This window comes from Streptomyces sp. NPDC050147 (assembly GCF_040660195.1).
In the GTDB taxonomy this organism is placed as follows: domain Bacteria; phylum Actinomycetota; class Actinomycetes; order Streptomycetales; family Streptomycetaceae; genus Streptomyces.
In genome coordinates, this window is record NZ_JBFALJ010000006.1 from 60231 (window position 1) to 71745 (window position 11515).

The window sequence follows — 11515 nt, forward strand, 5'->3', positions numbered from 1 at the left end:
GAGCGTTGCCGCCGTGAGAGTCATCGTCGTAGGAGCCGGCGTGGTGGGAACCATGCACGCCTGGCACGCAGTGGAACGCGGCCACGAGGTCGTACAGATCGAGCGCGAGAGCGAGGCCCGCGGGGCCTCGCTGCGCAACTTCGGGCAGATATGGGTGAGCGGTCGCGCCGGGGGCGAGGAGCTGGACACCGCCCTTCGGGCCCGTGAGCTGTGGGAGGAGATAGGCGCGCGGGTGGAGGGCATCGGCTTCCGGGCCAACGGCTCCCTCACCCTCGTGCGCAACGAACGGGAGCGCGCCGTCGCCGAGGCCGCCCTCACCCGCGCCGACGCGGCGGCCCGCGGCTACAAGCTGCTCGACGCCGGTGAGGCCCGCGCCCTCAATCCGGCGCTGCGGGGCGACTTCATCGCGGGACTGTGGTGCGAGCGGGACGCGGCCGTGGAGCCCCGGACCGCTCAACTCCGGCTGCGGGAAGCACTTCTGGCCTCGCCCCGCTACACCTTCCTGCCCGGCCGCGAGGTCCGCGAAGTCGTCGGCGAGAACGCGGTGCGGGACGACCACGGTGACGTACACACCGGTGATGTCGTCGTGCTCGCCACTGGCGCCTGGCTCGGTGGCCTCGTCCGCGAACTGGCGGGGCCCGACCTGCCCGTGCGCCGTGTCCGGCTCCAGATGATGCAGACGGAAGACCTCGGTGAGGCGCTCACCACCTCCGTCGCCGACGCGGACAGCTTCCGCTACTACCCCGCGTACAAGTCGGACGCCCTCGACGCGCTCAACGCCGGGCAGGCGCAGACGCCGACCGCCGCCGAGCACAAGATGCAGCTCCTGATGGTGCAGCGCAAGGACGGCGGCCTGACCATCGGCGACACCCACGAGTACGAGCACCCCTTCGCCTTCGACACTCTCGAAGACCCCTACGACCACCTGACCGAAGTCGTCGAGGGCTTCCTCGGCCGCCCGTTGCCGAAGATCAGGCGGCGCTGGGCCGGGGTGTACGCGCAGTGCGTCGACACGTCCCGCGTCGTGCACCGCCAGCAGGTCCGCGAGGGCGTCTGGCTGGTCACCGGGCCCGGCGGGCGCGGCATGACGTGTTCGCCCGCGATCGCGGAGCAGACCGCCGACGAGCTGGGATGGTGAGGGAGTTGAACATGACGAACACATCGGACACGCGCTGTGGGCTTGTCGTCCTCGACATGGCCGGTACCACCGTCGCGGACGGAGGCCTCGTCGAGCAGGCCTTCGCCGCCGCCGCGCGGGAACTCGGCGTCGAGCCGGGCTCGGCCGATCACGCCGAGAAGCTGGCCTACGTACGCGCCACCATGGGCGAATCCAAGATCTCCGTATTCCGGTACCTGTTCGGCGAGGAGGCGCTCGCCCAGCGGGCCAACGTCGCCTTCGAGAAGGCGTACGGGGAGCTGGTCGACGGGGGCAGGATCGCGCCGATCGCCGGGGCCCGTGAGGCCATCGAGGAGCTGCGGGGCGAGGGGCGGACCGTGGTGCTCACCACCGGGTTCGCCCGGGTCACGCAGGACGCCATCCTGGACGCCCTTGGCTGGCGTGACCTGGTCGAGCTGACGCTGTGCCCCGCCGACGCGGGGGGCCGCGGGCGGCCCTACCCCGACATGGTGCTGAGCGCCTTCCTGCGGACGGGGGCCGTGGACGGGGTGCGGGACATCGCCGTCGCGGGCGACACGGCGTACGACATGCTCAGCGGAGTACGTTCCGGCGCCTCGGTCGTCGCCGGGGTGCTGACCGGGGCGCACGACGGGGAGGCGCTGCGGGCTGCCGGAGCCACGCACGTACTCGGGTCGGTCGCCGAACTGCCCGCTGTGCTCAGGGGCGTCGAGGGATGAGCAGTGGCATCCGCTTCGATCGCGTATCGGTCGCCTACGGCAAGAACACGGTCCTCGACTCGTTCGACCTGACCGTCGAGCCCGGCGAGGTCATGGCGCTGCTCGGCCCGTCCGGCTCCGGCAAGACGACCGCGCTGCGGGCCGTCGCCGGGTTCGTGCGGCCCGCTTCCGGGCGGGTGTTCATCGGGGATCGCGACGTCACCGGTCTTCCGCCGCACCAGCGGGGCATCGGGATGGTCGTCCAGCAGTACGCCCTCTTCCCGCACATGCGGGTCGAGGAGAACGTCGCCTTCGGCATGAAGGCGCAGAAGGTCGCCAAGTCCGAGATTCCGGGGCGCGTCGCCGATGCGCTCGAGATGACGGGGATGGCCTCGTACGCCAAGCGGTTTCCCCGTGAGCTCTCCGGCGGTCAGCAGCAACGGGTTGCTATCGCGCGGGCGTTGGCCATCCGGCCGGGGGTGCTCCTGCTGGACGAGCCGCTTTCCGCGCTCGACGCGCAGTTGCGATCGGGGATGCTGGGCGAACTGGCCCGGCTGCACCGGGAGTTGCCGGACGTCTCGATCCTGTACGTCACCCATGACCAGGTGGAGGCTTTGACCCTGGCGGATCGGATCGCCGTCATGGACAAGGCGCGGTTGCGGGACTGCGGGACTCCGCAGGAGCTTTACCGGGCGCCTCGGACCGAATTCACGGCCTCTTTTGTAGGGAACGCGAATTTGCTGCCGGTGGCTGTCGCCGACGAGGGCGTCACTTTCGCCGGGACGTCGCTCAAGATCGACACCGGCGAGGCGGCTGCTGGTGCGACTGCCACGTTGTGCGTGCGACCGCATCTGGTCGGTCTGGGGGATGGCCCCAACGCCCTGACGGGCCGTGTCGCCGAGGTGCAGTGGCGGGGGGCCACCCATCGGCTGTACGTGGATGTCGGTGGGCAGCGGGTGAAGGCGGACCTCCGGGAGCTTCGGACTCCGCCCGGTATCGGTGAAGAGGTCACGCTGCATTTCGCGCCGGAAGACGCGGTGCTGCTGTCCGGTGGGGTGACCGATGGTTAGCGCCACGCTGACCGCGCCCCACGCGCGGAAGGACAAGCGGCCCCTGAAGGTGCCGCGGTGGGTGTGGGCCCTGCCCCCCATCGCTCTGCTCGCCCTCTTCTTCCTCTACCCCCTCGCCCTCGTCGTCCAGCAGTCCGTTCAGCCCGATACCGGAGGGACCTCCCTCCAGCCGTACTCCGACGTCTTCGCCTCCGAAGCGTTCCGGGAGGCGCTCGGGACCACCGTGTGGCTGGCTGTCGGGTCCACCGTCGGGTGTCTCGTGCTCGGGTTCGCGCTCGCGCTGGTCATCGCCTTTGTGCCGTTCCCGGGAGGAAAAGCCGTCGCCAGGTTCATCGACGTCTTTCTCTCCTTTCCGTCCTTCCTCATCACCCTCGCCCTGTTGTTCCTCTACGGCACCAAGGGCATGGCCAACGGAATGTGGACGGACGCGACCGGCGCCGCCGAAGGGCCGTTCCAGTTCCTGACCACTCCGTGGGGCGTGCTCCTCGCGGAGATCACGTACTTCACGCCCTTCGTGATGCGCCCCCTGCTCGCCGCGTTCTCGCAGATCGACACCGCGCAGCTGGAAGTGGCGTCGAGCCTCGGCGCGAAGCCCGGCCGCGTCATCCGGCGGGTCATCCTGCCCGAGGCGCTGCCCGCCCTCGCCGCGGGCGGCAGCCTCGTACTCGTCATGTGTCTGAACGAATTCGGGATCGTGCTCTTCACCGGTGCCAAGGGGGTCACGACGCTCCCCATGCTCGTGTACAGCAAGGCCATCCTCGAATCCGACTACCCGGCGGCCTGTGTCGTCGCCGTGGTCAACATCGCGATCTCCGTGGGTCTTTACAGCCTCTACCGGGTGGTGAGCCGTCGTGTTGGTGCATAGCCGCAAGGGGAAATGGGCCACCTGGGTTCTCTTCCTCGTCTTCTTCCTGCCGCTCTTCGCGCTTCCCCTTCTCGTGATCCTGGCGGCCTCGTTCTCCTCGCACTGGTCCGGCGCGTTCCCCTCCGGATTCACCACGGGGCACTACGAGTCCGCCACCCGCGGGGAATCGCTCAAGGCGCTCACCACCAGTCTGGTCACCGCCGTCGGTGCGAGCCTGCTCGCGCTGACCGTCGGGTCCTGGGCCGCGCTCGCCGCCGCCTCGCTGAAGAAGAGGGGCAAGCGCCTGCTCGACACCCTCTTCATGCTGCCGGTCGCCGTGCCCTCCGTCGTCGTCGGGCTCGCGGTCCTCGTGGCGTTCAGCAAGCCGCCGATGATCCTCAACGGCACGCGCTGGATCGTGATCCTCGCGCACACCATTCTTGTCACGGCGTTCGCCTACCAGTCGGTTTCGGCTGCCATCGTCCGGCTCGACCCGGCGTACGAACAGGCCGCCGCATCGCTCGGCGCCCGGCCCTCGTACGTCCTGTGGAAGGTGAGGCTGCCGCTCCTGCTGCCGTCGCTCAACGCGGCAGCGGGCCTCTGCTTCGCGCTCTCCATGGGCGAGTTGAGCGCCACGATGATGCTCTACCCGCCGGACTGGATGCCGCTGCCCGTGCGGATCTACGCGGCCACGGACCGAGGCTCCCTCTTCACCGGTGCCGCCGTCGCGGTGGTCCTGATGGCGGCCACGCTGCTCGTCCTCTTCGGGGTCTCCCGCATCCGCACCCGCGCCTCTTACCGCTGAGCCCGAACCCTCCCCGAAGGAGTACGAAACGTCATGTCGCGTCACACCACCCGTACCCGCACCCGCACGCTCGCCGCCGTCTCCGGCAGCCTCGTCCTCGCAGGCTCCCTCACCGCGTGCGGCGGCGAATCCTCCGCGTCCGACGCCAAGGAGGTCACCGTCTACAGCGCCGACGGCCTCAAGGGCGAGAACGGCGACGGCTGGTACGACCAGGTCTTCAAGGACTTCGAGAAGAAGACCGGCATCAAGGTGAACTACGTGGAGGGCGGCTCCGGCGAGATGGTGCAGCGCGCCGTCCGCGAGAAGTCCAACACGCAGGCCGACGTCATCATCACCCTGCCGCCGTTCATCCAGCAGGCCGACGACAAGGGCCTGCTCCAGGCCTACAAGCCCAAGGGCTCCGAACAGGTCGACGGCGCCGACAAGGCAGCCGACGGCAAGTGGACCTCCGTCGTGAACAACTACTTCGGCTTCATCTACAACAAGAAGGAGCTCGGCGGCTCCAAGGCCCCCAAGACCTGGGAGGACCTCACCGACCCCTCGTACAAGGACAAGGTGCAGTACTCCACGCCCGGTGTCGCGGGTGACGGCACCGCCGTGCTCATCAAGGCGATGCACGACTTCGGCGGCAAGAAGCCCGCCATGGATTACCTGAAGAAGCTCCAGACGAACAACGTCGGCCCTTCCGCCTCCACCGGCAAGCTCGCCCCCAAGGTCGACAAGGGCGAACTCCTCGCCGCCAACGGTGACGTCCAGATGAACTACGCCCAGTCCAAGGACATGCCGAACCTCGGCATCTGGTTCCCGGCGAAGGAGGGGGGCAAGCCCACCACGTTCGCGCTGCCCTACGCCGCCGGCCTGGTCAACAAGGCCCCGCACAACGCCAACGCCAAGAAGTTCCTGGACTACCTGCTCAGCCAGAAGGCCCAGCAGCAGGTCAGCGAGATCGGCGGCGGCTTCGCGGCGCGCAAGGACATCAAGGCCACCGACCCCGACGCGGTCGCGCTCGACAAGATCGTCGACGGGGTCGAGGTCTTCGAGCCCGACTGGGCCGACATCTCCGAGAACCTCCAGGCGTACGTCGAGGACTGGAAGTCGGCGACCGGTAGCTGAAGTTCACCGCCGCACCCTTGGCCCGAGGTGTTCGGTAGCGAAAAGATAACGGGTATGGACCCAACGTCCCTGGTCCTCCAGGGGCGTTGGCGTGCGCCCGCCCCTCACGAACGCCGACCCCCTGCGAACCTCGGAGGATCACGTGTCGTCGCGCGGCATATCCCGCCGCTCGCTCCTCGTCTCCACCGCCGCCGTCGCGGTGGGCTTCCTCGCTGTCGCCGTACACCCGCCATGGCGTCGCGTAACCCATCCGGCTGCGGTTCGTTAGTTCGAATGGAGTGCTCTGCCGGGCGGTATGGAACACGGCACTTGAGCAGCGCCGTGAGTACCGGCGGCGAGGCGCGTGGATGAATTATTCGCCGCAGGCGGCTGAGCTGGCCGAGGCCAAGCTCGCGCACCCGTGGCTTGCCGTCGCGCCCTCGCACGTTCTCCAGCAGACGCTCCGCGACCTCGACAAGGCGTGTCAGGATCACGGGACGTTCAACGTGCGGTGGAGGGTCAAGAGCCGGTGGCGCCCGTCGTTCCGATTTCCCGATCCGCGGCAGATCGCTGTGGAACGTGTGAACCGCAAATGGGCCCGGGCAAAGCTACCGAAAATCGGTTGGGTGAAGTTTCGGTGGACCCGTCCGTTGGACGGCGCGGTCAGGTCGGCAACCGTCAGCAGGGACGGTGGGCACTGGTACATCTCGTTCCTCGTCGAGACGGGCGAGCCTGAGCGCACCGTGTCGTTGGAGCGAGGCCGTGTGGGTGTGGACCGCGGGGTGGCCGCTCTCGCCGTCACATCCGATGGCCGCTTCTTCGACCGGGCGTTCATCAGGCCTGGTGAAGCAGAACGATGCCGCCGGCTGATGCAGCAGCTCGCCCGAACGCGTAAAGGGTCGATACGCCGTAAAGCACGCGCGGCCAAGCTCGGCGTCATCATGCGCCGAGTACGCAATCGCCGCCGGGACTTTCATGCCAAGACAGCACACCGGATCGTGGACGGCAACGCCTTGGTGGTTCTCGAAGCGCTGAACACCGTGAACATGACTGCCTCTGCTGCGGGAGTAGCGGCCGCACCCGGTACGAACGTGAAGCAGAAGGCCGGCCTGAACCGTGCCATCCTCGACAAGGGGTGGCACGGTTTGCGTGCACCTCCTGCGGATACCGGGAGCACGCCGACCTGGTGGGGGCGGAGAACACATTGGCCCGTGGACATATGGGTCACAGGGCGTGGAGACCTCGGGGATGCCCGGTCCGTGAAGCGCCAACCGACAGCTGGGGTAACCCAGCCATGAGCAACCTCGACGTCGAGGTTGGAATCCCTCGGCCATAGCCGTAGGGAGGAACGTCACTAGGGTGGGGGCGTCGGCACAGCGCTGTCCCGGCGCCCCAGCCAACCCGTACACCGCAGGAGTGCACCCCATGGCAGAGCGCAAGCCCATCGAATCGTGGCTCACCGACATGGACGGCGTGCTCATCCACGAGGGCGTTCCGATCCCCGGCGCGGACTCCTTCATCAAGAGGCTCCGTGACTCCGGCAAGCCCTTCCTGGTCCTGACGAACAACTCGATCTACACCGCGCGCGACCTCCAGGCCCGGCTGAACCGCATGGGCCTCGAAGTACCCGTCGAGAACATCTGGACCTCGGCGCTCGCCACCGCGAAGTTCCTCGACGACCAGCGCCCCGGCGGCACGGCGTACGTCATCGGCGAGGCGGGCCTCACCACCGCCCTGCACGACATCGGGTACGTCCTCACCGACCACGACCCCGACTACGTGGTGCTCGGCGAGACCCGTACGTACTCCTTCGAGGCCATGACCAAGGCCGTGCGTCTCATCAACGGCGGAGCCCGCTTCATCTGCACCAACCCCGACGAGACCGGACCCTCCATGGAGGGACCGCTGCCCGCCACCGGGGCCGTCGCGGCACTGATCACCAAGGCGACCGGCAAGAACCCGTACTTCGCGGGCAAGCCGAACCCGCTGATGATGCGGACCGGCCTGAACGCCATCGGCGCGCACTCCGAGACCAGCGCCATGATCGGCGACCGCATGGACACGGACATCCTCGCCGGTCTCGAGGCCGGGATGGAGACGTTCCTCGTCCTCACGGGCCTGACGTCCCGGAAGGACATCGACCAGCACCCCTTCCGGCCGTCCAACATCGTGGACTCCATCGCTGACCTGGTCGAACGCGTGTGACGTCACCCGTTTGCCGCACACGGCAGGCGTGAGCCGCGAACGCGCGTGAACCTCGGAACAGGAGGTTCACGATGCGTAGAGGATCACTCACCGTGCGTGGTATAGCCGGGGCCGCTGTCCTCGCCGCGTTCCCCCTTGCCGCCACGGCTCCCGCACACGCCCACGACGAGGGCAGGGTGCGCGCCACCGTCACGCCGGCCAGCGCCGCGTCCGGGGCCAGGGTGGAGATCAGCGTCGCGGGCTGTGAGGGGACGACCGGGTCCGCGGGCTCCGGGGCGTTCTCCGGCGACGCGAAGCTCACCGGCAGGGACGGCGGCAAGAACTCGTTGAACGGCTCCGCCACGCTGCGCGGCGGCGTCAGCGGCACGTACGACGTGACGGTCATCTGCGACGGCCACCCCCACCAGGCCGTGGGCACCGTGGAGGTCGTCCAGCACCGCTCCGAGCCCGTCTCGCCGGTCCGCGCGGGCGGCGGCGGCACCGCACGGCTGGCCGCGCACGCCGAGGAGGCGGGCCCCGGCACCCGGCACGCGGTGATCGGCCTGGTGCTCGCGGGCGTGGCGGCCGTGGCCGTGGCGATCCGCAGCGTCCGCCGACGCCGCTCCGAGTGACGGGCGACGACCGACATGTCGGACCATGAGGGGTCGACGGGGCACGGGCGGTTCCTGACCGGTGTCGCCTGGGCGCTGGTGCTTGTCGGGCTCTGGCTGTGGGGCAGCGAGAACACCGACGTACGCGGTGGCGTCTCGGAGCCCACGAACGGAGACGTGGCGGCGGTGGGCCGACCGTTCGCCGTCGAACTCCCGGACGCGCACGAGCCCTTGGACGCCGCGAGACCGCAGCGTGTCGACGTTCCCTCGCTGAGGGTACGGGCGCCCGTGATCACCCGGGGGCTCGACCGGGACGGCGCCATCGATCCGCCGCCCTTCGAACAGGCGGACTCCGTCGGCTGGTACGGCGGCGGGACGCGCCCCGGAGCGGCGGGCACGTCCCTGTTCGTGGGCCACGTCGACACCGAGACACGCCCCGCGGTCTTCTACGACCTCAGCGCGGTGCGTCCGGGCGAGAAGATCCAGGTCACCCGGGACGACGGCTCGGTCGCCGAGTTCACGGTGGACGACGTCCAGGTCATCGGCAGGGACCGCTTCGACGCGAAGAAGGCGTACGGCCCGCACGTGGAGGGCCGCGCCGAACTCCGGCTGATCACGTGCGGCGGCACCTTCGACCGGGAGACCAGGACGTACTCGGCGAACGTGGTGGTGTCCGCCTACCTCACCGGGGTGGGGCCGTAGGGGGACGCAGTGGAAGGGGGGGGCGCCGTGGGAGGGGCGCGCGCCGCGGCGCGAGCACACTCCCGCCGCGCTCGCGCCGTGGTGGCACCAGCCTGACTACGGGTCGGGACAACCTGGCCCGGTCGGCGGCCCGCTCCCCCCGGAGCCGTCGACCGGGCTGGTCCTCGACCGCGCGCGCACGGGTTGCGGGAGTAACCCGGCGCCGGCGCGGGAGGTTCGAAGGCCAACCCCGCTGTGCGGGATGGGCGATCAGGCCGGGGGCTTGGGCCGTAATGACGACTCTAGAACGGATGAGCGCCGGAGCCTAGGGGTGGATTGACGCCAAGTCGTGAACCGCTTCCTCTCCGTGATCCCCGCAGGTGACGGTGGCTCTCGGGATGACCTTCAGGAAGGTTCGGACCAACCCCCGCGCAGCGAGGCGTCGTCGAGCGATCCCTTGATCACCTCGGTCGCGACCAGGTCCATGACCAGGCGTTCTCTACGCGCGTACCGCCGCAGCGCGTCGAAGGCCTCGTCCAATCCGGTGTGCCAGCGCTCGGCAAGGATGCCCTTGGCCTGTTCGATGCGGATGCGGCTGGTCAGAGCGGTCTGGAGCTGTGCGGCGAGGGTTCGGTACTCGGTGTAGGCACGGTGGTTGTACAGGCCCACCGCGGTGGCGTCGGCGATCGCCTGCGCGAGTGGCATCTCGCTGTCGGCGCACGGACCCGGGGAGGTCTCGGGCACGAAGACGTTGAGCGCCCCGAGCAGGGTCTGGCGCTGCCGCAGCGGAACCGCGTATGTCGTCCCGATCCCGTGGCGTCGCGCCAACGCGGTGAACTCCGGCCAGCGTTCCTTGCGTTCGTCCGCCGCGAGGCACGCCGGCGGCACCGGACGCCCCGTACCGAGGCTTTCCACGCAGGGCCCACCGCCCTGCTGCGCCCCGAGGAGGCCGAGCGCGAGGTCGCGGGGGTGCCCGCCGGCGGCGAACGCGGGTGAGTCCGCGCCGCCGAAGATGACGCCGACGGCGGACGCGTCGAGCAGCTCCACGCAGTGTCCCGCCACCCGGCTCAGATAGCGCTCCGGGTCGAAGTTGTCGTCCAGGGTGTTTGTGGTCTCCACCAGGACTCGGGCCAGCCGTAGTTCAGGGGTGCGATCCCGCATGGTCTCCTCCCCATGAGCTCCGCCCCGCTCAGTGCGCCTACCCCCGGCCGCCGAGCTGTAACAGCTCTCCAACAGGTGTCCGCAGCCGACGGGCGGGCCTCGTGAGCCGGGAGTGCGTATGTCAGGATTGAGAATCGGACAGTGCACCCTAGGGGGAGTGGATGTACCACAAAGGCACCGGCCGCGGTCATCGGATCGCGGCCCGGGGGGTGAAGGCTGCGGCGGCGTTTGCGGGGGCTGCGCTGCTGTTGTCGGGGTGCTCCTCCGGTGACGGCTCGGGCGAGGAGGAGTCTTCGGGGCAGCCGGTCAAGCAGCAGCCCAAGGGCTCCGACCCGTACTGGGTCAACCCGGAGGGCAACGCGGCCAAGCAGGTCGCCTCGTACGAGAAGGACGGCAAGAAGGACGACGCCGGACTCATCCGGAAGATCGCCGAACAGCCGGTCGCGGAATGGATCATCCCCGAGAACGCGGAGGACCAGACGCGCGGCTTCACCGAGGCCGCCGAGAAGGCCGACAGGGACGCCCTGTTGGTCCTCTACAACATTCCGCACCGCGACTGCGGCCAGTACTCGGGCGGCGGCGCGGCCGACGGCAACGAATACCGAAAGTTCATCGACCAGGTCGCCAAGGGCATCGGCGACCGCAGGACGACAGTCATCCTGGAGCCGGACGCCGTGCTCCACATGGTCGACAACTGCACGCCGGAGGAGTTCCACGAAGAGCGTTACGACCTGCTCAAAGGCGCCATCGAGAAGCTCAAGTCCCTGAAGAACACGAAGGTGTACCTGGACGCGGGCAACGCGGGCTGGAAGAACCCGGACTCGCTCTGGGAGCCCCTGAAGTGGTCGGGCGTCGAGCAGGCCGACGGCTTCTCCGTCAACGTCTCGAACTTCCAGACCACCGAGGCCAGCACGGAGTTCGGCAAGAAGCTCTCGGCGAAGATCGGCAACAAGCCGTTCGTCATCGACACCGCGCGCAACGGCAACGGCCCGTACACCAAGGGCAAGGACACCTGGTGCAATCCGCCGGGCCGCGCGCTCGGCGAGGCGCCCACCACCAAGACGGGCGACCCGCTCGTCGACGCGTACCTCTGGATCAAGCGTCCCGGTGAGTCGGACGGGACTTGCCGGGGTGGCCCCAAGGCGGGGGAGTGGTGGCCCGAGTACGCCTTGAAGCTGGCGGAGGCGGCCAAGTAGCAGCGCCCCGTCAGGGGCGCGGGGAACTGCGCGAGCAA

General features: G+C 69.2%; 12 protein-coding genes. 11 read left to right on the forward strand and 1 reads right to left on the reverse strand.

The window, feature by feature from the left end; translation table 11 throughout:
- The first annotated feature begins 13 nt into the window (after positions 1–13).
- The 10 genes from AB0I94_RS12075 to AB0I94_RS12120 all read left to right on the forward strand — a co-directional run bounded on the left by AB0I94_RS12075 (position 14) and on the right by AB0I94_RS12120 (position 9141).
- A complete protein-coding gene (locus tag AB0I94_RS12075; RefSeq protein WP_363309392.1) occupies positions 14–1138 on the forward strand; it encodes a TIGR03364 family FAD-dependent oxidoreductase in 1125 nt (374 codons plus the stop codon).
- Between the two features lie 11 nt (positions 1139–1149).
- Positions 1150–1854 (forward strand): phosphonatase-like hydrolase, encoded by a 705-nt coding sequence (locus tag AB0I94_RS12080; RefSeq protein WP_363309393.1) that lies wholly within the window; start codon positions 1150–1152, stop codon positions 1852–1854.
- A complete protein-coding gene (locus tag AB0I94_RS12085) occupies positions 1851–2903 on the forward strand; it encodes an ABC transporter ATP-binding protein (protein WP_363309394.1) in 1053 nt (350 codons plus the stop codon). The genes AB0I94_RS12080 and AB0I94_RS12085 overlap by 4 nt, the downstream gene beginning before the upstream one ends.
- Entirely contained in the window at positions 2896–3768 is an 873-nt protein-coding gene (locus AB0I94_RS12090) for a 2-aminoethylphosphonate ABC transporter permease subunit (protein WP_363309395.1), read from the forward strand. The genes AB0I94_RS12085 and AB0I94_RS12090 overlap by 8 nt, the downstream gene beginning before the upstream one ends.
- Entirely contained in the window at positions 3755–4552 is a 798-nt protein-coding gene (locus tag AB0I94_RS12095; protein ID WP_363309396.1) for an ABC transporter permease subunit, read from the forward strand. The genes AB0I94_RS12090 and AB0I94_RS12095 overlap by 14 nt, the downstream gene beginning before the upstream one ends.
- Before the next feature lie 33 nt (positions 4553–4585).
- Positions 4586–5665 (forward strand): 2-aminoethylphosphonate ABC transporter substrate-binding protein, encoded by a 1080-nt coding sequence (locus tag AB0I94_RS12100; protein WP_363309398.1) that lies wholly within the window; start codon positions 4586–4588, stop codon positions 5663–5665.
- 278 nt (positions 5666–5943) lie between these two features.
- Entirely contained in the window at positions 5944–6942 is a 999-nt protein-coding gene (locus AB0I94_RS12105) for a transposase (RefSeq protein WP_363309399.1), read from the forward strand.
- A gap of 127 nt (positions 6943–7069) precedes the next feature.
- Positions 7070–7849 (forward strand): HAD-IIA family hydrolase, encoded by a 780-nt coding sequence (locus AB0I94_RS12110; protein WP_363309400.1) that lies wholly within the window; start codon positions 7070–7072, stop codon positions 7847–7849.
- A gap of 92 nt (positions 7850–7941) precedes the next feature.
- Complete coding sequence (locus tag AB0I94_RS12115; protein WP_363309401.1) at positions 7942–8460, forward strand: hypothetical protein; 519 nt, start codon at positions 7942–7944, stop codon at positions 8458–8460.
- A gap of 15 nt (positions 8461–8475) precedes the next feature.
- Positions 8476–9141 (forward strand): class F sortase, encoded by a 666-nt coding sequence (locus AB0I94_RS12120; RefSeq protein WP_363309402.1) that lies wholly within the window; start codon positions 8476–8478, stop codon positions 9139–9141.
- Positions 9142–9525: 384 nt separating this feature from the next.
- Here AB0I94_RS12120 and AB0I94_RS12125 read toward each other — a convergent pair whose 3' ends face one another.
- On the reverse strand, positions 9526–10281 hold the full coding sequence (locus AB0I94_RS12125; RefSeq protein WP_363309403.1) for a GAF and ANTAR domain-containing protein: 756 nt from the start codon (positions 10279–10281) through the stop codon (positions 9526–9528).
- Positions 10282–10442: 161 nt separating this feature from the next.
- On the opposite strand from AB0I94_RS12125, the gene AB0I94_RS12130 reads away from it, so the two are divergent.
- Complete coding sequence (locus tag AB0I94_RS12130; protein ID WP_363309404.1) at positions 10443–11477, forward strand: glycoside hydrolase family 6 protein; 1035 nt, start codon at positions 10443–10445, stop codon at positions 11475–11477.
- The last annotated feature ends 38 nt before the right edge of the window (positions 11478–11515 follow it).